Source organism: Pantoea sp. EKM21T, from assembly GCF_011800405.1.
Taxonomy (GTDB): Bacteria; Pseudomonadota; Gammaproteobacteria; order Enterobacterales; family Enterobacteriaceae; genus Pantoea; species Pantoea agglomerans.
The window spans coordinates 24116-47796 of the sequence record NZ_JAALFV010000008.1; the positions used below are offsets into that span (position 1 = coordinate 24116).

21 protein-coding genes are annotated in these 23681 nt (G+C 55.9%); 19 read left to right on the top strand and 2 right to left on the bottom strand.

Annotated features, from left to right (window positions below; genetic code table 11):
- Positions 1-56: 56 nt before the first annotated feature.
- The 15 genes from atpE to HFD87_RS16915 all read left to right on the top strand — a co-directional run bounded on the left by atpE (position 57) and on the right by HFD87_RS16915 (position 15343).
- Entirely contained in the window at positions 57-296 is a 240-nt protein-coding gene (gene atpE, locus HFD87_RS16845) for a F0F1 ATP synthase subunit C (protein WP_003849523.1), read from the top strand.
- 105 nt (positions 297-401) lie between these two features.
- Entirely contained in the window at positions 402-872 is a 471-nt protein-coding gene (gene atpF, locus HFD87_RS16850; protein ID WP_003849528.1) for a F0F1 ATP synthase subunit B, read from the top strand.
- Positions 873-886: 14 nt separating this feature from the next.
- Positions 887-1420 (top strand): F0F1 ATP synthase subunit delta, encoded by a 534-nt coding sequence (gene atpH / locus HFD87_RS16855; protein ID WP_003849530.1) that lies wholly within the window; start codon positions 887-889, stop codon positions 1418-1420.
- A 14-nt stretch (positions 1421-1434) separates the two neighbouring features.
- Complete coding sequence (gene atpA, locus HFD87_RS16860) at positions 1435-2976, top strand: F0F1 ATP synthase subunit alpha (protein WP_010258868.1); 1542 nt, start codon at positions 1435-1437, stop codon at positions 2974-2976.
- 52 nt (positions 2977-3028) lie between these two features.
- Positions 3029-3895 carry a F0F1 ATP synthase subunit gamma gene (gene atpG / locus HFD87_RS16865; protein ID WP_010258869.1) on the top strand — a complete coding sequence of 289 codons (867 nt, stop codon included), beginning with the start codon at positions 3029-3031 and terminating at the stop codon, positions 3893-3895.
- A gap of 30 nt (positions 3896-3925) precedes the next feature.
- Positions 3926-5323, top strand: coding sequence for a F0F1 ATP synthase subunit beta (gene atpD, locus HFD87_RS16870; protein WP_010258870.1), 1398 nt, complete (start codon positions 3926-3928; stop codon positions 5321-5323).
- A 24-nt stretch (positions 5324-5347) separates the two neighbouring features.
- Entirely contained in the window at positions 5348-5767 is a 420-nt protein-coding gene (locus tag HFD87_RS16875) for a F0F1 ATP synthase subunit epsilon (protein WP_010258871.1), read from the top strand.
- A gap of 160 nt (positions 5768-5927) precedes the next feature.
- Positions 5928-7298, top strand: coding sequence for a bifunctional UDP-N-acetylglucosamine diphosphorylase/glucosamine-1-phosphate N-acetyltransferase GlmU (glmU, locus tag HFD87_RS16880; RefSeq protein ID WP_167423705.1), 1371 nt, complete (start codon positions 5928-5930; stop codon positions 7296-7298).
- A 153-nt stretch (positions 7299-7451) separates the two neighbouring features.
- The gene (gene glmS, locus HFD87_RS16885) at positions 7452-9281 is read left to right on the top strand and encodes a glutamine--fructose-6-phosphate transaminase (isomerizing) (protein ID WP_010672188.1); all 1830 of its coding nucleotides are present in this window, start codon (positions 7452-7454) and stop codon (positions 9279-9281) included.
- Positions 9282-9446: 165 nt separating this feature from the next.
- The gene (gene pstS / locus HFD87_RS16890; RefSeq protein ID WP_010258875.1) at positions 9447-10490 is read left to right on the top strand and encodes a phosphate ABC transporter substrate-binding protein PstS; all 1044 of its coding nucleotides are present in this window, start codon (positions 9447-9449) and stop codon (positions 10488-10490) included.
- A gap of 87 nt (positions 10491-10577) precedes the next feature.
- Positions 10578-11540 carry a phosphate ABC transporter permease PstC gene (gene pstC, locus HFD87_RS16895; protein WP_010258877.1) on the top strand — a complete coding sequence of 321 codons (963 nt, stop codon included), beginning with the start codon at positions 10578-10580 and terminating at the stop codon, positions 11538-11540.
- The gene (gene pstA / locus HFD87_RS16900) at positions 11537-12427 is read left to right on the top strand and encodes a phosphate ABC transporter permease PstA (protein ID WP_010258878.1); all 891 of its coding nucleotides are present in this window, start codon (positions 11537-11539) and stop codon (positions 12425-12427) included. Before pstC ends, pstA begins: the two co-directional genes overlap by 4 nt.
- Positions 12428-12471: 44 nt before the next feature.
- Positions 12472-13245 carry a phosphate ABC transporter ATP-binding protein PstB gene (gene pstB, locus HFD87_RS16905; RefSeq protein ID WP_010258879.1) on the top strand — a complete coding sequence of 258 codons (774 nt, stop codon included), beginning with the start codon at positions 12472-12474 and terminating at the stop codon, positions 13243-13245.
- A 17-nt stretch (positions 13246-13262) separates the two neighbouring features.
- Positions 13263-13997, top strand: coding sequence for a phosphate signaling complex protein PhoU (gene phoU / locus HFD87_RS16910; RefSeq protein ID WP_010258881.1), 735 nt, complete (start codon positions 13263-13265; stop codon positions 13995-13997).
- A 107-nt stretch (positions 13998-14104) separates the two neighbouring features.
- On the top strand, positions 14105-15343 hold the full coding sequence (locus HFD87_RS16915; protein ID WP_010258883.1) for an MFS transporter: 1239 nt from the start codon (positions 14105-14107) through the stop codon (positions 15341-15343).
- A 166-nt stretch (positions 15344-15509) separates the two neighbouring features.
- Here the strand turns inward: HFD87_RS16915 and xylB are convergent, their stop codons facing one another.
- Together xylB and xylA are read right to left on the bottom strand one after the other, a co-directional pair.
- Entirely contained in the window at positions 15510-16952 is a 1443-nt protein-coding gene (gene xylB, locus HFD87_RS16920; RefSeq protein WP_167423706.1) for a xylulokinase, read from the bottom strand.
- A 17-nt stretch (positions 16953-16969) separates the two neighbouring features.
- Positions 16970-18292 (bottom strand): xylose isomerase, encoded by a 1323-nt coding sequence (gene xylA / locus HFD87_RS16925; RefSeq protein WP_167423707.1) that lies wholly within the window; start codon positions 18290-18292, stop codon positions 16970-16972.
- A 344-nt stretch (positions 18293-18636) separates the two neighbouring features.
- On the opposite strand from xylA, the gene xylF reads away from it, so the two are divergent.
- The 4 genes from xylF (at position 18637) to xylR (ending at position 23628) form a co-directional block, all read left to right on the top strand.
- Positions 18637-19629: a D-xylose ABC transporter substrate-binding protein gene (xylF, locus tag HFD87_RS16930; RefSeq protein ID WP_158131270.1), complete on the top strand. Its 993-nt coding sequence runs from the start codon at positions 18637-18639 to the stop codon at positions 19627-19629.
- A gap of 28 nt (positions 19630-19657) precedes the next feature.
- Complete coding sequence (locus HFD87_RS16935; RefSeq protein ID WP_010258889.1) at positions 19658-21178, top strand: xylose ABC transporter ATP-binding protein; 1521 nt, start codon at positions 19658-19660, stop codon at positions 21176-21178.
- Complete coding sequence (xylH, locus tag HFD87_RS16940; RefSeq protein WP_022624793.1) at positions 21171-22355, top strand: xylose ABC transporter permease XylH; 1185 nt, start codon at positions 21171-21173, stop codon at positions 22353-22355. Before HFD87_RS16935 ends, xylH begins: the two co-directional genes overlap by 8 nt.
- A gap of 94 nt (positions 22356-22449) precedes the next feature.
- Positions 22450-23628: a D-xylose utilization transcriptional activator XylR gene (xylR, locus tag HFD87_RS16945; RefSeq protein WP_010258893.1), complete on the top strand. Its 1179-nt coding sequence runs from the start codon at positions 22450-22452 to the stop codon at positions 23626-23628.
- Positions 23629-23681: the final 53 nt, after the last annotated feature.

Here is a 23681-nt window from a genome sequence, read left to right on the forward strand (position 1 = left end):
CCGCTGAAGCCCGGAAGATGAAGGGAGCATTTAACTGAAACAAACTGGAGACTGTCATGGAAAACCTGAATATGGATCTGCTGTACATGGCTGCCGCTGTGATGATGGGCCTGGCGGCAATCGGTGCTGCGATCGGTATCGGCATCCTCGGAGGAAAATTCCTGGAAGGCGCTGCTCGTCAGCCTGACCTGATTCCTCTGCTGCGTACGCAGTTCTTTGTTGTAATGGGTCTGGTGGATGCAATCCCGATGATCGCTGTTGGTCTGGGTCTGTACGTGATGTTTGCTGTCGCCTAAAGCCCTGTGTTCACTCAGCGCACAATGTGCAAGGGTGAACGGATTCTGCCGCTTATCGTTGATAACGGCAGAAAAGTTAAATACTCAATCTAGAGGCATTGTGCTGTGAACATTAATGCAACAATCCTCGGCCAGGCTATCGCGTTCATCCTGTTTGTCGCGTTCTGCATGAAGTACGTATGGCCGCCGCTCATGGCTGCTATCGAAAAGCGCCAGAAAGAAATTGCTGAAGGCCTTGCTTCTGCTGAACGTGCAAAGAAAGATTTGGATCTCGCGCAGGCTAATGCGACCGACCAGCTGAAAAAAGCCAAAGAAGACGCTCAGGTCATTATCGAGCAAGCGAACAAGCGTCGCGCGCAGATTCTGGACGAAGCCAAAACCGAAGCTGAAAACGAACGTAATCGCATCGTGACACAAGCGCAGGCTGAAATTGACGCTGAACGCAAACGTGCGCGTGAAGAACTGCGTAAGCAGGTCGCGTTGCTGGCTATGGCTGGCGCCGAGAAGATCATCGAACGCTCCGTGGATGAAGCTGCTAACAGCGACATCGTTGATAAACTGGTCGCTGAACTGTAAGGAGGGAGGGGCTGATGTCTGATCTGATTACTGTAGCTCGCCCCTACGCCAAAGCAGCTTTTGACTTTGCTGTTGAGCATCAAAGTATTGAACGCTGGCAACAGATGCTGGCGTTTGCCGCAGAAGTGGCTCGCAATGAACAGATGGCTGATCTTCTCTCAGGTGCATTAGCACCCGAAGCGCTGGCAGCGTCGTTTAACGCAGTCTGTGGTGATCAACTGGATGAACCCGCGCAGAACCTGATTAAGGTGATGGCGGAAAACGGACGTTTGACAGCGCTTCCGGCTGTACTGGCCCAATACATCGAACTGCGTGACGCTCATGAAGCCACCGCTGAAGTTGATGTTATCTCCGCCAGTACGCTGAGTGACGACCAGCTGAATAAAATCAGCGCCGCGATGGAAAAACGTCTGTCACGCAAAGTTAAGCTGAATTGCAAAATTGATAAGTCTGTGATGGCAGGCGTGATCATCCGTTCGGGTGATCTGGTTATTGATGGCAGCGTACGCGGCCGTCTTGACCGTCTGGCTGACGTCTTGCAGTCTTAAGGGGACTGGAGCATATGCAACTGAATTCCACCGAAATCAGCGAACTGATCAAGCAGCGCATTGCTCAGTTCAATGTCGTGAGTGAAGCTCACAACGAAGGTACGATTGTTTCTGTAAGTGACGGTATCATCCGCGTACACGGCCTGGCCGATGTCATGCAGGGTGAGATGATTGCCCTGCCGGGCAACCGTTACGCTATCGCCCTGAACCTCGAGCGTGACTCGGTTGGTGCAGTGGTGATGGGCCCTTACGCTGACCTCGCCGAAGGCATGAAGGTTAAGTGTACTGGCCGTATTCTTGAAGTACCGGTAGGCCGTGGCCTGCTGGGCCGCGTAGTGAACACCCTGGGTGCTCCTATCGACGGTAAAGGCGCAATCGACAACGACGGTTTCTCACCGGTTGAAGTCATTGCACCTGGCGTTATCGACCGTCAGTCAGTCGACCAGCCGGTTCAGACCGGTTATAAGTCGGTCGATGCGATGATTCCAATCGGCCGTGGCCAGCGTGAGCTGATCATCGGTGACCGTCAGACCGGTAAAACCGCAATGGCGATCGATGCGATCATCAACCAGCGCGACTCAGGCATCAAGTGTGTCTACGTTGCGATTGGTCAGAAAGCCTCAACCATCTCTAACGTGGTTCGTAAGCTGGAAGAGCATGGCGCACTGCAGAACACCATTGTTGTTGTGGCGTCTGCTTCTGAATCTGCTGCACTGCAGTATCTCTCTCCGTACGCAGGCTGTGCGATGGGCGAATACTTCCGTGACCGCGGTGAAGATGCGCTGATCGTATACGATGACCTTTCTAAGCAGGCTGTCGCGTACCGTCAGATTTCTCTGCTGCTGCGCCGTCCACCAGGTCGTGAAGCATTCCCTGGCGACGTGTTCTATCTCCACTCCCGTCTGCTGGAACGTGCATCACGCGTAAGCGCTGATTATGTAGAGCGTTTCACCAATGGCGCAGTGACAGGTAAAACCGGTTCACTGACCGCGCTGCCGATCATCGAAACCCAGGCGGGCGACGTTTCTGCGTTCGTTCCGACCAACGTAATCTCGATTACTGATGGTCAGATCTTCCTGGAATCGAACCTGTTCAACTCCGGTATTCGTCCGGCCGTTAACCCAGGTATTTCGGTATCCCGCGTAGGTGGTGCTGCACAGACCAAGATCATCAAGAAACTGTCCGGTGGTATCCGTACCGCGCTGGCACAGTATCGTGAACTGGCGGCATTCTCGCAGTTCGCCTCTGATCTGGATGATGCAACCCGCAAACAGCTGAGCCACGGTCAGAAAGTGACCGAGCTGCTGAAGCAGAAACAGTATGCGCCGATGTCTGTCGCACAGCAGGGTCTGGTTCTGTTCGCTGCAGAGCGTGGCTATCTGAACGACGTTGAACTGGCAAAAATTGGCAGCTTCGAAGCTGCACTGCTGGCCTTCGCCGATCGCGACCACGCTGAGCTGATGGCTGAAATCAACCAGTCGGGTAACTTTAATAACGATATCGAAGCCAAGCTGAAAGGCCTGGTCGAGACGTTTAAAGCAACCCAGTCCTGGTAATGTCTGGCGGCTTGTCTGAAAAGGCAGGCCGCAAGGCTTTGAGGAGAAGCTAATGGCCGGCGCAAAAGAGATACGAAGCAAGATTGGAAGCGTGAAAAACACGCAGAAGATCACCAAAGCGATGGAAATGGTCGCCGCCTCCAAGATGCGTAAAACGCAGGAACGCATGGCGGCCAGCCGTCCGTATGCAGAAACCATGCGCAAAGTGATTGGTCACCTTGCGTTGGGTAATCTGGAATACAAGCACCCTTACCTGGAAGAGCGCGACGTGAAGCGCGTCGGCTACCTGGTCGTTTCAACTGACCGCGGGCTTTGTGGTGGTTTGAACATTAACCTGTTCAAAAAGTTACTGGCGGATATGAAGTCCTGGTCCGATAAAGGCGTGCAGAGCGATCTGTCGATTATCGGTTCTAAAGGGGCGTCATTCTTTAATGCTGTGGGTGGCAACATTGTGGCGCAAGTCAGCGGCATGGGCGATAAACCTACCCTGTCTGACCTGATTGGCCCGGTAAAAGTGATGTTGCAGGCTTATGATGAAGGCCGCATCGACAAGCTGATGATCGTCAATAACAAATTCAATAACACCATGTCTCAGACTCCGACCATCACCCAACTGCTGCCGTTACCGCCAGCGGAAGGTGAAGAAGAGATGAAGGCGAAGACCTGGGATTACCTGTATGAGCCCGATCCGAAAGCGCTGCTGGATACCCTGCTGCGTCGTTATGTCGAATCGCAGGTTTATCAGGGTGTGGTGGAAAATCTGGCCAGTGAGCAGGCCGCACGTATGGTAGCGATGAAAGCCGCAACCGATAACGGCGGAAATCTGATCAAAGAGCTGCAGTTGGTGTACAACAAAGCTCGTCAGGCCAGCATCACCCAGGAACTTACCGAGATTGTCGGTGGAGCCTCCGCGGTTTAACCAGGTTTGGAATTAGGTAGAGGATTCAAGATGGCAACTGGAAAGATTGTCCAGATTATCGGCGCCGTTGTTGACGTCGAATTCCCTCAGGACGCGGTACCGCAAGTGTACAGCGCCCTCGAGGTTATGAATGGTGATGCGCGTCTGGTGCTGGAAGTTCAGCAGCAGCTCGGCGGCGGCGTAGTACGTACCATCGCAATGGGTACGTCTGACGGCCTGAAGCGTGGTCTGAGCGTCAACGACCTGCAGAAACCGATTCAGGTACCCGTCGGTAAAGCGACCCTGGGCCGTATCATGAACGTTCTCGGCGAGCCAATCGATATGAAAGGCGAGCTGAAAGAAGAAGATGGCAGCGCAGTAGAGATCGCCTCTATTCACCGCGCAGCCCCTTCTTATGAAGATCAGTCTAACTCGCAGGAACTGCTGGAAACCGGCATCAAGGTTATCGACCTGATGTGTCCGTTTGCTAAAGGCGGTAAAGTCGGTCTGTTCGGTGGTGCGGGTGTAGGTAAAACCGTCAACATGATGGAACTGATCCGTAACATCGCGGCTGAACACTCAGGTTACTCAGTGTTTGCCGGTGTGGGTGAGCGTACTCGTGAGGGTAACGACTTCTACCACGAAATGACTGACTCTAACGTTATCGATAAAGTTGCACTGGTCTATGGCCAGATGAACGAGCCGCCGGGTAACCGTCTGCGCGTAGCACTGACCGGTCTGACCATGGCGGAAAAATTCCGTGATGAAGGCCGCGACGTTCTGCTGTTCATCGATAACATCTACCGTTATACCCTGGCCGGTACAGAAGTTTCTGCACTGCTGGGTCGTATGCCATCTGCGGTAGGTTACCAGCCAACGCTGGCAGAAGAGATGGGTGTGTTGCAGGAGCGTATTACCTCCACCAAGACCGGTTCAATCACCTCCGTACAGGCCGTTTACGTCCCTGCGGATGACCTGACTGACCCATCACCAGCAACTACCTTTGCGCACTTAGACTCAACGGTAACGCTGAGCCGTCAGATCGCCTCTCTGGGTATCTACCCGGCCGTTGACCCGCTGGACTCTACCAGCCGTCAGCTGGATCCGCTGGTTGTCGGTCAGGAGCACTATGATGTTGCACGTGGCGTTCAGTCACTGCTGCAGCGTTATCAGGAACTGAAAGACATCATCGCCATCCTCGGTATGGATGAGCTGTCTGAAGAAGACAAACTGCTGGTGGCACGTGCGCGTAAGATTCAGCGCTTCCTGTCTCAGCCGTTCTTCGTTGCAGAAGTATTCACCGGTTCACCGGGCAAATACGTGACGCTGAAAGACACTATCCGTGGCTTTAAAGGCATCATGGAAGGTGAGTTTGACCACCTGCCAGAGCAGGCCTTCTACATGGTTGGCGCCATCGAAGAAGCCGTGGAAAAAGCGAAGAAACTGTAATAACGGTTTCCCGGGAGGAAGATTATGGCTATGACTTATCACCTGGATGTGGTCAGCGCAGAGGAGCAGTTGTTCTCTGGTCTGGTACAGAAAATTCAGGTGTCAGGTAGCGAAGGTGAACTGGGGATTTTCCCTGGCCATGCGCCGCTGCTGACTGCCATTAAGCCTGGAATGATCCGTATCGTGAAACAGCACGGCGAAGAGGAGTTTATCTACCTCTCTGGCGGCGTGCTGGAAGTGCAACCGGGCAGCAGCACCGTTCTGGCCGATACCGCTATCCGCGGTACCGATCTGGACGAAGCGCGCGCTCTGGAAGCAAAACGCAAAGCAGAAGACCATATGAACAGCAGCCATGGCGACGTGGACTATGCTCAGGCCTCTGCCGAGCTGGCGAAAGCCATTGCTAAACTGCGCGTGATCGAACTGACCAAAAAAGCGATGTAATCCAGCTTTATGCGTCATGAAATGCCAGCCCTCGGGCTGGCATTTTTTTTGTCTGCTGCGCCTGATCTGCCTGTCCGCCTAATTTCGGCCTGAGAAAAATGTAGTAATCTCAATCCCAAACCGTTTTACTTTCACCCGTAAAAATTCACTCAGGATAGTTATGTCTAACAGTGCGATGAGTGTGGTGATCCTTGCTGCTGGCAAGGGCACCCGTATGTATTCCGATCTGCCTAAAGTTCTGCATACGCTGGCAGGCAAACCCATGGTTCAGCATGTGATTGACGCGGCTAAAGGGCTGGGCGCACAGCAGGTCCATCTGGTTTATGGTCACGGCGGCGATCGCCTGAAGGCGAACCTCACTGACAGCTCGCTCAACTGGGTACTGCAGGCCGAGCAGCTCGGCACTGGCCATGCGATGCAGCAGGCAGCGCCTGCATTCGCGGATGATGAAGATATCATGATGCTTTACGGTGATGTGCCGCTGATCTCTCAGGCGACACTACAGCGGCTGCGCGAAGCCAAACCGCAGGGCGGCATTGGCTTACTTACCGTGGTACTGGACGACCCAACCGGTTATGGCCGCATTGTGCGTGAGAACGACACCATCACCGGCATTATCGAACAGAAAGATGCCAGCCCGGCACAGCTAACCATTAAAGAGATCAACACCGGCATTCTGATCGCCAACGGCGGCGATTTAAAACGCTGGCTGGCGCAGCTCACCAACAATAATGCGCAGGGTGAGTATTACATCACCGATATTATCGCGCTGGCTCATCAGGAAGGTCGGGTAATCAACGCGGTTCATCCGGCACGCATCAGTGAAACCGATGGCGTCAACAACCGGCTGCAGCTGGCGACATTAGAGCGCACTTACCAGGCTGAACAGGCGGAAAAACTGCTGCTGGCTGGCGTGATGCTGCGCGATCCGGCCCGTTTTGACCTGCGCGGGACGCTGACGCACGGGCGGGATGTTGAAATTGACACCAACGTCATTATTGAAGGCCAGGTCACGCTGGGCGCACGCGTCAGAATCGGCGCGGGCTGCATTATCAAAAACAGCGTGATTGGCGATGACTGTGAAATCAGCCCCTATTCGGTGATCGAGGATGCGAATCTCGCCACTGCCTGCACCGTCGGACCTTTTGCCCGTCTGCGTCCTGGCAGCGAACTGGCCGATGCCGCCCACGTGGGCAACTTCGTCGAAATGAAGAAAGCGCGTCTGGGCAGAGGATCGAAAGCGGGGCACCTCTCCTATCTCGGTGATGCGGATATTGGCGACAACGTAAATATCGGTGCAGGCACCATTACCTGCAACTACGACGGTGCGAACAAATTCAAAACCGTAATTGGCGATGACGTATTTGTGGGCTCAGATACCCAGCTGGTGGCGCCGGTCAGCATCGCGGCAGGGACCACCATTGCGGCGGGCACGACCATCATGAAAGATGTGACCCAGGCCGGTCTGGTCTATAACCGTAAAGAGCAGAATCACAAAGCGGACTGGCAGCGTCCGGTGAAGAAAAAATAAATTTTAACGGCCCGCTTTAATGCGGGCCGATGCAGTGCAGTGCCAAAACTATAATCCCCACTCTCTACAAGGCTCGGGGAACCGGCAAAGCCGGATATCAGGTCGCATGACAACAGAAGTGGCGAAAAGCCATGTAGTCAGGAAAACATCATTATGTGTGGAATTGTTGGTGCAGTAGCGCAACGTGATATCGCAGAGATTCTGCTGGAAGGTCTGCGTCGTCTTGAATATCGCGGATATGATTCGGCCGGTCTGGCCGTGGTCGATCGTCAGGGGCACGTCACGCGCCTGCGGCGTTTAGGAAAAGTGCAGAAACTGGCGGAAGCCGCTGAGCAGCAACCGCTGATTGGTGGCACCGGCATCGCGCACACGCGCTGGGCAACCCATGGCGAGCCGTCGGAAGCGAACGCGCATCCGCACGTCTCAGAGCACATCATCATCGTGCACAACGGCATCATTGAAAATCATGAGCCATTGCGTGCTGAACTGATCGCGCGCGGTTATGTGTTTGCCTCTGAAACGGACACCGAAGTGGTGGCGCATCTGGTTCACTGGGAGCAGAAGCAGGGCGGTTCGCTGCGTGAAGTGGTGCTGCGTGTGATTCCGCAACTGCGCGGTGCCTATGGCATGGTGATCATGGACAGCCGCGATCCGTCACTGCTGGTGGCGGCCCGTTCCGGCAGCCCGCTGGTGATTGGTCGTGGCATGGGCGAAAACTTTATCGCCTCGGATCAGCTGGCCCTGCTGCCGGTGACCCGTCGGTTCATCTATCTGGAAGAGGGTGATATCGCCGAAATCAGCCGTCGCGATGTCACGGTGATCGACCGTGAAGGCAACACCGTGACCCGTGCCGAGATCGAGTCGAACCTGCAATATGATGCCGGTGACAAAGGCATTTACCGTCACTACATGCAGAAAGAGATCTACGAACAGCCCATGGCGCTGAAAAGCACCCTGAGCGGTCGGTTCAGCCAGGGTCAGGTTGATCTCAGCGAACTGGGCGCGGGCGCAGAAGCGCTGCTGAGCCAGGTTGAGCATATCCAGATTATCGCCTGTGGCACCTCGTACAACTCCGGCATGGTGTCACGCTACTGGTTTGAGTCGCTGGCAAACCTGCCCTGTGATGTCGAGATTGCCTCGGAATTCCGCTACCGCAAATCAGCCGTTCGCAAAAACAGCCTGCTGATCACCCTGTCGCAGTCGGGTGAAACGGCAGATACTCTGGCGGCGCTGCGTCTCTCTAAAGAGCTGGGCTACCTGGGATCGCTGGCGGTCTGCAACGTAGCCGGTTCGTCACTGGTGCGGGAATCTGACCTGGCACTGATGACCAAAGCGGGCACCGAAATCGGCGTCGCCTCTACCAAAGCGTTCACCACCCAGTTAGCGGTGCTGCTGATGCTGGTGGCGAAACTGGGTCGTCTGAAAGGGATGTCAGCCGAGACTGAGCATGAGATCGTTCATGCACTGCAGGCATTGCCTAACCGGATTGAGCAGATGCTGGCGCAGGATAAGCTGATTGAAAATCTGGCAGAAGGCTTCTCTGACAAGCATCACGCACTGTTCCTGGGTCGTGGCGATCAATATCCGATTGCCATGGAAGGGGCGCTGAAGCTCAAGGAGATCTCCTACATTCATGCGGAAGCCTACGCCGCAGGCGAGCTGAAACATGGCCCGCTGGCGCTGATTGATGCGGATATGCCGGTAATCGTGGTGGCACCTAACAACGAACTGCTGGAGAAGCTCAAATCCAACATCGAAGAGGTACGCGCACGCGGCGGCCTGCTCTATGTCTTTGCCGATCAGGATGCGGGCTTCAGCGACAGTGACGGCATGAAGATCATCCCGTTGCCGCATGTCGAAGAGGTCATTGCGCCCATCTTCTACACGGTGCCGCTACAGTTACTCTCCTATCACGTCGCCCTGATCAAAGGGACCGACGTCGATCAGCCACGTAACCTGGCAAAATCGGTTACTGTGGAATAACCGGGTGGGCCCCGTCGCGGGCCCACTTTGCTCTGGCCCTCTGTCATATAACTGTCATATTTCGTACATTTCACTGTCATCAAACTGTCCTATTTTCCCTCCTGCAGCAATCACAGATTCTTACTAAAACGGCCCCAAGCCTGACTTTTCTCCCCTGGAGGGAATATGACACTGATGCGTAGCACCGTAGCCCGAATCCTCGCCACCACCTTCGCCGTAAGCGCGGTATCTGCTTTTGCGGCAACCGATCTCACTGGCGCAGGCGGGACGTTCCCGGCGCCGGTTTATGCCAAGTGGGCAGCAGAATATCAAAAAGCCACCGGTAGCAAAGTTAACTACCAGGGTATCGGTTCATCTGGCGGCGTGAAACAGATCATCGCTAAAACCGTCGATTTCGGTGCGTCCGATGCGCCAATGAAAGATGAAGATCTGCAGAAAAATGGCCTGTTCCAGTTCCCTACCGTGATCGGTGGCGTAGTGCTGGCGGTTAACCTGCCGGGTATCAAGTCAGGTCAGCTGACGCTGGATGGCAAAACCGTCGGTGATATCTACCTCGGCACCATCAAAAAGTGGAACGACCCGGCGATTGCCAAACTTAACCCAGGCGTGAAACTGCCAGAGACCAACATCAACGTGGTACGTCGCGCTGACGGTTCAGGCACCTCGTTCGTCTTCACCAGCTATCTGGCGAAAGTGAACCCGGACTGGAACAGCAAAATTGGTAAAGGTAACACCGTTAACTGGCCGGTCGGTCTGGGTGGTAAAGGCAACGACGGCGTCGCCGCGTTTGTTCAGCGTCTGCCGGGTTCAATCGGCTACGTGGAGTACGCCTACGCTAAACAGAACAACCTGACCTACACCAAACTGATCGATGCCGATGGCAAAGCGGTCGCCCCAAGCGAAACCAGCTTCAGTAATGCCGCGAAAGGCGCTGACTGGAGCAAATCGTTCGCGCAGGATCTGACCTTCCAGAAGGGCGCTGATGCCTGGCCAATCTCGTCAACCACCTTTATTCTGATCTACAAAGATCAGGCTAATGCGGCCAAAGGCGCTGAAGTACTGAAATTCTTCGACTGGGCTTACAAAAGCGGCAGCAAAACCGCCACAGCGCTGGATTATGCTGCGCTGCCAGAGAGCGTGACTGAACAGATTCGCGCCGCCTGGAAAGCCAACATCAAAGACAGTTCTGGTAAAGCGCTTTATCAGTAATTGACCGACCCTGACCGGACAGCAGTCCGGTCAGACTCAACGGGCGGCGTCATGCCGTCCTGATAACTTCTGAAGACTGAGACTTCTATGGCTGCAACGAAGCCGGCATTCAAAGCCCCAGGCAAACAAGGTGACAGAATTTTTGGCGCGCTGGTCAGGCTGGCTGCGCTGATTGTCCTGTTACTGATGGGCGGCATTATTGTCTCCCTGATCATCTCCTCGTGGCCCAGCATCCAGAAGTTTGGTTTCGCCTTTTTGTGGACCAAAACCTGGGATGCGCCCAACGAACAATTTGGTGCACTGGTACCGATCTACGGCACCCTTGTGACCTCCATTATTGCCCTGATTATCGCAGTACCGGTGAGTTTTGGTATCGCGCTGTTCCTGACAGAACTCGCGCCAGGCTGGCTGCGTCGCCCGCTGGGCACCGCCATTGAGCTGCTGGCGGCCATTCCCAGTATTGTTTATGGCATGTGGGGTCTGTTTGTTTTCGCGCCGCTGTTTGCCGAATACTTCCAGACACCGGTCAATGACGTGATATCGGGCATTCCGATTGTCGGCGAGCTTTTCTCCGGCCCCGCTTTCGGTATCGGCATCCTCGCGGCGGGTGTGATTCTGGCGATCATGATCATCCCTTATATCGCCTCGGTCATGCGCGACGTCTTTGAGCAGACCCCGGTGATGATGAAAGAGTCAGCCTACGGCATCGGCTGCACCACCTGGGAAGTGATCTGGCGCATCGTACTGCCCTTTACCAAAAATGGCGTGATTGGCGGTGTGATGCTCGGACTGGGTCGTGCGCTGGGTGAAACCATGGCGGTGACTTTTATTATCGGCAACACCTACCAGCTCGACAGCCCGTCGCTGTTTATGCCGGGTAACAGCATCACCTCGGCGCTGGCCAACGAGTTCGCTGAAGCGGAATCGGGCGTGCACGTCGCCGCGCTGATGGAGCTGGGACTGATCCTGTTTGTGATTACCTTTATCGTGCTGGCGATTTCAAAGCTGATGATTATGCGGCTGGCGAAAAGTGAAGGAGCGCGCTCATGACCACAATTGAAATTCAGGCGCGCGCCGAACTGGACGCATCACGCCGTAAAATGCAGTCCTGGCGCAGCACTAAAAATAAAATTGCGCTGACGCTGTCGCTGCTGACTATGGCTTTTGGCCTGTTCTGGCTGGTGTGGATCCTGTTCACCACCGTATCGCGCGGCGTGGATGGGCTCTCCTGGTCCCTGTTCACCGAATCAACGCCACCACCCAATACCGCGGGCGGCGGGCTGGCTAACGCCCTGGCGGGTAGCGGATTACTGATTTTCTGGTCTACCTTCTTCGGCACACCGCTGGGCATCATGGCGGGTATCTATCTGGCGGAATATGGGCGCAAGTCGCCACTGGCAGAAGTGATCCGCTTTATTAACGACATTCTGCTTTCGGCACCCTCGATTGTGGTCGGCCTGTTCGTCTACACCCTTGTGGTGTCGCAGATGCAGCACTTCTCCGGCTGGGCCGGGGTGATTGCGCTGGCGCTGCTGCAGGTGCCGATTGTGATTCGTACCACCGAAAACATGATGCGACTGGTGCCAGACAGCATGCGTGAAGCGGCTTACGCGCTGGGTACGCCCAAGTGGAAGATGATCGCGTCTATCACCCTGAAAGCGTCGGTCTCCGGCATCATCACGGGTGTGCTGCTGGCGATTGCGCGCATTGCAGGTGAAACGGCACCGCTGCTGTTCACGGCGCTCTCGAACCAGTTCTGGAGCACCGACATGATGCAGCCGCTGGCGAACCTGCCGGTCACCATCTTTAAGTTCGCCATGAGCCCGTTCGCCGAATGGCAGAGCCTGGCCTGGGCAGGTGTGCTGATTATCACCCTCTGCGTGCTGGTGCTGAACATCGTGGCGCGGGTGATTTTCGCCAAAGGTAAACACGGTTAATTTCCGGCGCGGCCCTGTGCGGCGCCGTATAAGAGAGATGAATTATGAGTATCGCGACAGCATCAGCCGATAAAATTCAGGTCCGTAATCTGAACTTCTATTACGGCAAATATCATGCGCTGAAGAACATCAATCTGGATATCGCTAAGAATCAGGTGACTGCGTTTATCGGGCCATCGGGCTGTGGTAAGTCGACCCTGCTGCGGACCTTCAACAAAATGTACTCGCTCTATCCGGATCAGCGGGCTGAAGGGGACATTCTGCTGGATGGCGAAAACATTCTGGCGACTCAGCAGGATATCGCGCTGCTGCGCGCCCGGGTCGGCATGGTGTTTCAGAAGCCTACGCCGTTCCCGATGTCGATCTATGACAACATCGCCTTCGGCGTTCGCCTGTTTGAAAAGCTGTCGCGTGCCGATATGGATGCGCGCGTACAGTGGGCGCTGACCAAGGCGGCGCTGTGGAATGAAACCAAAGACAAGCTGCATCAGAGCGGTTACAGTCTCTCCGGCGGCCAGCAGCAGCGTCTGTGCATTGCCCGCGGTATCGCGATTCGCCCGGAAGTCTTACTGCTGGATGAGCCCTGCTCCGCGCTTGATCCTATCTCTACTGGCCGTATTGAGGAGCTGATCACCGAGCTGAAACAGGATTACACCGTGGTGATCGTGACGCACAACATGCAACAGGCTGCACGCTGCTCTGACCATACGGCTTTCATGTATCTGGGCGAACTGATTGAGTTCAGCGATACCGACACGCTGTTCACTAAACCCGCCCAGAAGCAAACCGAAGATTATATAACTGGCCGCTACGGCTGATCTGACAGGAGAACGACATGGATAATCTTAATCTGAATAAGCACATCTCCGGTCAGTTCAATGCCGAGCTGGAGCATATCCGTACCCAGGTGATGATCATGGGCGGTATGGTCGAGCAGCAGCTGACCGATGCAATTACCGCCATGCATAATCTGGATGGCGAACTGGCGCAGCGGGTGATCGACGGTGACCAGAAGGTCAATATGATGGAAGTGGAGATTGATGAAGCCTGCGTGCGCATCATCGCCAAACGTCAGCCAACTGCGATCGATTTGCGACTGGTGATGGCGATCATCAAAGCCATTTCTGAGCTGGAACGGATTGGCGACGTGGCGGAGAAGATCAGCCGCACGGCGCTGGAGAAGTTTGGTCAGCAGCATTTGCCGCTGCTGGTCAGCCTTGAGTCGCTGGGTCGTCACACCGTACAGATGCTGCATGATGTGCTGGACGCTTTTGCACGCATGGATCTCAACGAAGCGATCACTATCTACCGTGAAGATAAAAAGGTGGATAAAGAGTACGAAGGCATTGTGCGCCAGCTGATGACCTACATGATGGAAGATCCGCGCACCATTCCCAGCGTGCTGACGGCGCTGTTCTGTGCCCGCGCCATTGAGCGTATCGGTGATCGTTGCCAGAACATCTGCGAAATCATCTTCTATTTCGTCAAAGGTCAGGATTTCCGTCACGTTGGCGGTGACCGGCTCGATGAATTACTGTCGGGCGACGACGGCAGCAACAGACCTTCCTGATAAATCTTCTTCCTGCGCCTGATCGGCGCAGGGATAAGCCTTTTCAATTGGTCACATCCTGAACTCTCTCTATAATTGCGGCACTTTTCTTTATGAGGTGCGCAACGATGTCCCCTTCTCCCCAATCTAAGCCGGGCGTAACGCCAGGCAAAGCGATGCTGGCTGCGGTCAGCGGTTATGCCATGGATGGATTTGACCTGCTGATACTCGGCTTTATGCTGCCGGCTATCAGTGTTTCGCTGGCGCTCAATCCATCACAGGCGGGATCGCTGGTGACCTGGACGCTGATTGGCGCGGTTATCGGTGGCATCGTATTTGGTCATCTCAGCGACCGCTATGGTCGCATCCGCATGCTCACCGTCACGATTCTGGTCTTCTCGGTCTTTACCGGGCTGTGCGCGGTGGCGCAGGGCTACTGGGATCTGCTCGCCTGGCGAACGCTGGCGGGTGTTGGTCTGGGTGGCGAATTTGGTATCGGCATGGCGCTGATTGCCGAAGCCTGGCCGGCGGAGAAGCGCAATCGCGCATCAGCGTGGGTTGGCATCGGCTGGCAACTCGGGGTGCTGATGGCGGCCTTTATCACACCGCCGCTGCTGACTATCATCGGCTGGCGCGGCATGTTTCTGGTCGGCTTGTTGCCTGCGCTGGTTTCGTTTGCCATTCGTCGCGGCATGGGTGAACCGGAGGCGTATCAGCGACAGGTTAAACATGTGCCGTCACTCTCTTTTCCGGCGCGCCTGAAACTGCTGGTGCGCGATCGCGCCACCGCCAAAGCCAGCCTGGGCATTTTTATCCTCTGTTCAGTACAGAACTTTGGTTACTACGGGCTGATGATCTGGATGCCGAGTTACCTCTCCTCCAGCTTTGGCTTCAGCCTGACGAAGTCGGGTCTCTGGACCGCGGTGACCGTGGTCGGGATGACCTTTGGCATCTGGCTGTTTGGCGTACTGGCCGACCGCTTCGCTCGCTGGAAAATCTTCCTGCTCTATCAGTTTGGCGCTGTAGTGATGGTGGTGGTGTATGCTCAGCTGCGCGACCCGAACATCATGCTATTTACCGGCGCGATCATGGGGATGTTTGTTAACGGCATGATTGGCGGTTATGGCGCGCTGATTTCCGATACCTTTCCGCCGCAGGTGCGTGCCACCGCGCAAAACGTCCTGTTCAACCTTGGTCGTGGTGTGGGCGGCTTCGGCCCGGTGGTGATTGGTCTGCTGGCGAGCCAGTTCTCGTTTACGGCGGCGATTACCCTGCTGGCGCTGATTTATCTGCTGGATATTGCGGCGACGCTGTTCCTGCTGCCGAAGAAACAGGGTCAGGAAGATACGCTGGGCGCGATTGGCTGATGCTGCCGTGATGGTATGGCTGGAGTAAGTATCATTCCGGCCATTCCGGGTCAGTAATATGGCTCACGATCACCTGTTCTGCCTTCATTACCCCCTGGCATTACATGGCAGGGGGATCCGTTAACAGGCGATTTAAATCCATAGCAGGCAGAGCGTTCTCGCAGGTTTACTTCATCAGCGGCAGGAGCTGTTGATACAGCGTCGCAAAGGTCTCACGACGTGGCTGGTAGTGCGCTACCCGGGCCGGATCCGGCTGGTGTCGCTGCACCAGAACCGGGGTCGGCACAGTGACCTCTGCATCCAGCGCCTGCTGTGCCAGCCTGGCGGCCCCCAGCGCCGGGCCAACCTCCCCGCCATGGCAGTAATCCAGCGTCTGGCCGCTGATGTCTGCCAGCATCTGACGCCACAGTGCACTGCGTGCGCCGCCGCCGATCAACATAATGCTCTTTGGCTGAACGCCACAGTCGTGCAGCGCGTCCATGCCCTCCGCCAGCGCAAACCCGACGCCTTCCAGCACCGATCTCGCCAGCTCGGGACGGCCATGCTGGTGGGTAAAGCCAAAGAAAGCACCCCGGGCATTCGGGTTATTGTGCGGCGTGCGCTCACCGGAAAGATAGGGCAGAAACCACAGCCCGGGCAGGTCATCGCGCGCGCGTTCAGCTTCAGCCAGCAGCTCAGGAACATCTCTGCAACCGGTCAGCGTCGCTGCCCAGTCCAGACAGGAGGCTGCGCTGAGCATCACCGACATCAGATGCCAGCGCTGGGGTAACGCATGACAGAAGCTGTGTACCGCACGCTGCGGATTGCTGAGATAGCCGTCGCTCACCACGAAGTAGACGCCCGACGTACCCAGCGACAGCATGCCCTGGCCCGGTTCGGTCATGCCGACACCAATCGCACCCGCAGCATTGTCGCCACCGCCCGCCGCCAGCGGCACGGCGTTCATCCTCCAGCGTGTGGCCAGTTCGGCATGTAAGGTGCCGGTCAGGGCATTGCCCTCATAGAGTTGCGGCATCTGATCGCGGCTGAGGTCGCAGGCGCGCAGCATCACATCGCTCCAGTCACGCCGTGCCACATCCAGCCACATTGTGCCTGCTGCATCTGACATATCAGTGGCGAAGTCGCCACTCAATCGCCAGCGCAGGTAATCTTTGGGCAACAGCACGTGAGCGATCTGACTGAATATTGCCGGTTCATGTTGCTGAACCCACAGCAGCTTGGGAGCCGTGAAGCCGGGCATCATCAGGTTGCCGGTGATCGCCCGCGAATCCGGCACCTTCTGTTCCAGCTCACGGCACTGCGCCTCGCTGCGCCCATCATTCCAGAGCATGGCCGGTCGTAATACCTGGTTTGCACTGTTGAGCAGCGTTGCGCCATGCATCTGTCCGCTCAGCCCGATGGCCTGCACCGCGCGCAGATCCTGCTGCGCGCTCAGCGCCTGCATGGCCAAATCCAGCGCCTGCCACCAGCTTTCGGGATCCTGTTCGCTCCACAATGGCTGCGGACGCGAAACCTGCAGCGGCGCTGTTTCCGTCGCCACCACGTTGCCTTGTGCATCCATCAGCACCACTTTGACGCCAGAGGTGCCTAAATCGATCCCGATAAACATGCTCTGCTCCTGAAGGGTTAGAAATCAAACAGGTAGTGATTCACCAGATTTTCCAGCTGCTCCTGACGTCCGCTCTGATGCTGCGGATTGAGCTGCTGCTGCTGAGCATGCGCCGCCAGCGCCTCCAGTGAAAACTCACCTTTCAAAATTTGCTGGCCGAACTCACCATTCCAGCCGCTGTAGCGCTGTGCCACACGCTTATCGAGTTCACCGTCGCTGATCATGCGAGCGGCGACCTTCAGCGCCAGCGCCATGGTATCCATCGCGCCAATATGACCGTAGAAGAGATCGTATTTATCAGTGCTCTGACGACGCACTTTGGCATCAAAGTTTAAGCCGCCAGTGGCAAAGCCGCCCGCTTTGAGAATTTCGTACATCACCAGCGCATTCTCTTCCACGCTGACCGGGAACTGATCGGTATCCCAGCCGCACTGCGGATCGCCGCGGTTGGCATCCACTGAACCAAAAATGCCCAGCGCAATGGCCGTCGCAATTTCATGATGGAAAGAGTGACCCGCCAGCGTGGCGTGGTTCGCCTCAACGTTAACCTTGATCTCTTTCTCCAGTCCGAACTGTTTCAGGAAGCCATAAACCGTCGCGACATCATAGTCATACTGATGTTTGGTCGGCTCCTGCGGTTTCGGTTCGATCAGCAGCGTTCCCTGGAAGCCAATTTTGTGTTTGTGCTCGACCACCATATGCATAAAGCGGCCAATCTGCTCGCGCTCCTGGCGCAGATCGGTATTCAGCAGAGTTTCGTACCCTTCGCGTCCGCCCCACAACACATAGTTTTCACCGCCCAGGGTTTTGGTCGCCTGCATGGCGCTGCAGACCTGCGTCGCTGCCCAGGCAAAAACTTCAGGATCGGGATTGGTGGCAGCCCCGGCTCCGTAGCGCGGATGGGTAAAGCAGTTGGCCGTGCCCCACAGCAGTTTCACGCCGGTCTCCTGCTGTTTCTCCAGCAGTTTATCGGTCATGGCGGCAAAATTCTCTTTGTAGCTGTGCAGCGAATCGCCTTCTGGTGACACATCAACGTCATGGAAGCAGTACCACGGCACATTCAGCTTGTGGAAAAACTCAAAGGCCACATCCGCTTTCAGTTTTGCCAGCTGCAGCGCATCTCCGCTTTTCTGCCACGGACGATCAAAAGCGCCGACACCAAACATATCCGCGCCATTCCAGCAGAAGGTGTGCCAGTAACAGGCGGCAAAGCGCAGATGCTCCGCCATGGTCTTGCCGAGGATCACCTCATCGGGATTGTAGTGGCGGAAAGCGAGAGGATGAGTCGACTGGGTGCCTTCATAACGAACCCGATCGATCTGATCGAAATAAGCGTGCATGGTTTGCTCCTTAGCATCAGTACCCGAATGGCCTGCGTTGAAGCAATATTTGATATTGGCTGCTGCCTTAGCTCAATTACGATATTTCACTACGGGTGTCAGATAATTATTATTTGTGCGCTGGCTCGCAAAATAATGTTATTTACGGGATGGTTTATCATTATCGCTCTCTTGTCCGAAAAAGATGAAACCTCGATCGCGCTCATAAAAAATGAAATAAACCAAAAAACGTAATAGCCGGATAAAAATCAGTAATTGCTGTAACAGGAAAATAAGGGCAACAATTCATCCGCCTGGTTTATAGGCCTGAAACGACAATAGCCTCAACCTACAGGATGATCATAATGAAGATGAAACATGCACTGTTCGCCGCCTGTGCGGCGCTGGCGCTGTTCAGCCAGACCAGCGTGGCAAAAGAAGTGAAGATCGGCATGGCGATTGACGATTTGCGACTCGAGCGCTGGCAGAAAGACCGCGACATTTTCGTAAAACAGGCTGAGACGCTGGGCGCGAAGGTGTTTGTTCAGTCAGCCAACGGCAACGAAGAGACACAGATGTCGCAGATTGAAAATATGATCAATCGCGGTGTCGATGTGCTGGTGATTATTCCTTACAACGGTCAGGTATTGAGTAATGTTGTCGCTGAAGCGAAACGGGAAGGCATTAAAGTGCTGGCGTATGACCGAATGATAAATAATGCCGATATCGACTTTTATATCTCTTTCGATAATGAAAAAGTGGGCGAGCTTCAGGCCGAGAGCATTGTGAAACAGGTGCCTAAGGGCAACTATTTTTTAATGGGCGGATCGCCTGTGGATAATAACGCACGCCTGTTCCGTGCCGGACAGATGAAGGTGTTAAAACCCTATATTGATAACGGCAGCATTAAAATTGTTGGCGACCAGTGGGTCGATGCCTGGCTGCCGGAAAATGCCCTGAAAATTATGGAAAATGCCCTGACCGCCAACGGCAACCATATCGATGCGGTGGTGGCCTCTAACGATGCCACCGCAGGCGGCGCGATTCAGGCGCTGAGCGCGCAGGGGCTGGCAGGAAAAGTGGCGATCTCCGGTCAGGATGCCGATCTGGCAGCCATTAAGCGTATCAAAGCGGGCACCCAGACCATGACGGTTTACAAACCGATCACTGAGCTCGCCACCGAAGCGGCGAAAATTGCCGTCGAGCTGGGCGAGGGCAAAACACCTGCCAGCAACAGCACGCTGAATAATGGTCTGAAAGAGGTTCCATCACGGCTGCTGAAGCCGATTCCGGTCAACAAAGACAATATTGAAAGCACCGTGGTGAAAGACGGTTTCCACAAACAGAGCGAACTCTGACTGCGCATAGCGTGAGGGAGAACAGTCGATGCTGCTGGAAATGAAAAATATCACCAAGCGTTTCGGTGCCGTGAAGGCGCTGAATGATGTCAGCCTGCAACTTGAGGCGGGCGAAGTGATGTCGCTGTGTGGTGAGAATGGATCGGGCAAATCGACGCTGATGAAAATCCTGTGCGGACTCTATCCGCACGGCGATTTTGAAGGGCAGATTCACTTCTCTGGCGACGACATTCAGGCGCAGACCATTCGCGATACCGAGCGTAAAGGCATTGTGATTATTCATCAGGAGCTGGCGCTGGTGCGGCAACTGACGGTGATGGAGAACATTTTCCTCGGTGCCGAACTGAGCCGTTTCGGCATGGTGGATGATGAAACCATGACTCTGCGCTGCCAGCAACTGCTGGCGCGGGTCGGGCTGAACGTCTCTCCCGCCACCCGGGTCGGTGAGTTAGGCCTTGGGCAGCAGCAACTGGTGGAGATTGCCCGCGCACTTAACAAACAGGTCCGGCTGCTGATTCTGGATGAGCCGACCTCTTCCCTGACGGAGCAGGAAACGGACGTGCTGCTCGGCATCATCCGTAATCTGCGTGAACACGGCATCGCCTGCATCTACATCTCGCACAAGCTGAATGAGGTTAAGGCGATCTCCGATACCATCTGCGTGATTCGTGATGGCCAGCATATTGCTACCCGTCCGGCAGCGGGCCTGAGCGAAGATGACATCATCACCATGATGGTAGGACGCGAGCTGACCGCGCTCTATCCCCACGCGCCGCATCAGATTGGCGACGTGATACTGAAAGTTGAAAACCTCACCGCCTGGCATCCGGTTAACCGCCACATCCGCCGCGTTAACAATGTCTCGTTCTCGCTCAGACGCGGTGAAATCCTCGGCATTGCCGGGCTGGTAGGCGCAGGCAGGACGGAAACGGTGCAGTGTCTGTTTGGCGTCTGGCCGGGGCGCTGGCAGGGCGATATCTGGATCAATGGCAAACAGGTCAACATCACCGATTGCCGCGCCGCCATTGCGCACGGCATCGCGATGGTGCCGGAAGATCGTAAAAAAGATGGCATCGTGCCGCTGATGGCGGTGGGCAAAAATATTACCCTGGCGGCGCTGGACCAGTTCAGCCACCGGCTCTCAACGCTGGATGAAGCGCAGGAGCAGCAGGCGATCAATGACGCGATCGGTCGGCTGCGGGTGAAAACCTCCTCATCAGAACTGCCGATTGGTCGTTTAAGCGGCGGCAACCAGCAGAAAGCGATTCTGGCGAAATGTCTGCTGCTCAATCCAAAAATCCTGATCCTCGATGAACCGACGCGCGGCATTGATGTGGGCGCACGTCAGGAGATCTACCTGCTGATCAATGCGCTGGTTCAGCAGGGTATCGCGGTGATTGTGATTTCCTCTGAGCTGCCGGAAGTGCTGGGCCTGAGCGATCGGGTGCTGGTGATGCATGAAGGGCAGATCAAAGCCGATTTGATTAACGATAACCTGACTCAGGAGCAGGTGATGGAAGCTGCCCTGCGGAGTGAACATTATGCTTAAAAGTGAAAGTACCCAAAGCCGCCTCTCCGGCACGCCGGGCAAACCGTCACCGGGCAGGTTCACACTGCCTAATCTGCAGGTTCTGGTGATGCTGGGCGCAATTGTGCTGATTGCCCTGTTCTTTACCTGGACCACAGACGGCTCGTGGCTCAGTGCGCGTAACGTCTCCAACCTGCTGCGTCAGACCGCCATTACCGGCATTCTGGCCGTGGGTATGGTGTTCGTAATTATCTCGGCGGAGATCGACCTGTCAGTAGGTTCCATGATGGGCCTGCTGGGTGGCGCGGCGGCGATATTCGACGTCTGGCTCGGCTGGCCGTTGCCGCTGACCATCGTGGTGACGCTGGTGATGGGATTGCTGCTTGGCACGTGGAATGGCTGGTGGGTGGCCTACCGTAAAGTGCCTTCGTTTATCGTGACGTTGGCGGGAATGCTGGCTTTCCGCGGTGTTCTGGTCGGGATTACCGATGGCACTACGGTTGCGCCGATCACGCCGGGCATGTCGCAGATTGGTCAGAGTTATCTGCCGGGCGGCGTCGGTTTCGGCTTTGGCTTTGCCGGTCTGGCGTTGTTTATGTTGTGGCAGTGGCGGCTGCGGCTGCGTCGTCAGCAGCTCGGACTGGCGCAGGGCGCAGCCAGCGGCACCATCGGACGTCAGGCGATCACCGCCATCTTAGTGCTGGGTGCCATCTGGTTGCTCAACGACTATCGCGGCGTGCCGACCCCGGTGTTACTGCTGGCCGTGCTGTTGCTGGCGGGCATGTTTATGGCAACCCGCACCGCGTTTGGCCGTCGTATCTACGCCATCGGCGGCAACATTGATGCTGCGCGCCTGTCTGGCATTAACGTGGCGCGTACCAAGCTGGCGGTGTTTGCCATCAACGGTGTGATGGTGGCGATTGCCGGGCTGATCCTCAGTTCACGGCTGGGCGCAGGTTCGCCGTCGGCGGGTAATATTGCGGAACTCGACGCTATCGCCGCCTGTGTCATCGGCGGCACCAGCCTGGCGGGTGGCGTGGGTTCGGTTGCGGGCGCGGTAATGGGAGCCTTTATTATGGCCTCGCTGGATAACGGCATGAGCATGATGGATGTGCCGACTTTCTGGCAGTACATCGTCAAAGGCGCGATTCTGCTGCTGGCGGTGTGGATGGATACGGCAACGCGGCGTCGGGTGTAATCGCGCGGGCGATCACATTGTGGCGCAAACAATTTTTTTTGCCCCTTTCAGCCGTGTTATGCAATGCGCTGAGGATTTAAGGGAACGCGCCATCATGCATGAGAAACGCTATCGCATTACCCTGCTGTTTAACGCCAACAAAGTGTATGACCGTCAGGTTGTGGAGGGCGTCGGTGAGTATCTGCAGGCGTCGCAGACTGACTGGGATATCTTCATCGAAGAAGATTTCCGCTGCCGCATCGACAACATCCGGGAGTGGCTGGGCGATGGGGTGATCGCCGATTACGACGATCGCTCTATCGAAACCCTGCTGTCAAATGTCTCCGTGCCGATTGTCGGCGTTGGCGGCTCTTACCACCGGCAGGAGGATTATCCGCCGGTGCATTACATCGCGACTGACAACGCCGCGCTGGTGGAGAAAGCCTTTCTGCATCTGAAAGAGAAGGGCATTAACCGCTTCGCCTTTTATGGTTTACCGGCCTCCAGCGGCAAGCGCTGGGCACAGGAGCGTGAACAGGCGTTTCGCCAGCTGGTGGGACGTGAGCGCTATCAGGGCGTGGTCTACCAGGGCATGGAAACCGCGCCGGAAAACTGGCAGCACGCCCAGAACCGTCTCGCCGACTGGCTGCAGACGCTGCCGCCGCAAACCGGCATTATCGCCGTCACGGATTCACGGGCGCGACACCTGCTGCAAGCGTGCGAACACCTGAAAATACCGGTGCCGGAGAAGCTTACGGTGATCGGGATTGATAATGAGGAGCTGACCCGCTATCTGTCACGCGTGGCGCTCTCGTCCGTGGCGCAGGGCTCGCGACAGATGGGCTATCAGGCGGCCAAACTGCTGCATCGGCTGCTGGATAAGCAGCCCTTACCGCTTCAGCGTATCCTGGTGCCGCCGGTGAAAGTCATCGCCCGGCGCTCTACCGACTTCCGCTCGCTGCGCGATCCGGCGGTGATTCAGGCGATGCACTACATCCGCTTCAACGCCTGTAAGGGGATCAAAGTGGAGCAGGTGCTGGATGCAGTCGGGCTATCGCGCTCTAATCTGGAAAAACGCTTTCGGGATGAGACCGGCGACACCCTCCATGCGATGATCCACCGTGAAAAACTGGAAAAAGCGCGCGAACTGCTGGCCTCTTCATCGCTCAACATCAACGAGATCTCGCAGATGTGCGGCTATCCTTCGCTGCAATACTTCTATTCGGTCTTCCGCAAAAGCTACGACACCACGCCAAAAGAGTATCGCCAGCATTTTGGGGAGAATGTGTTGTAGCAGGAAGCGTTCAGTCTGAGGTGGATGGATACCGGATGAATCAGGGCGGCTTG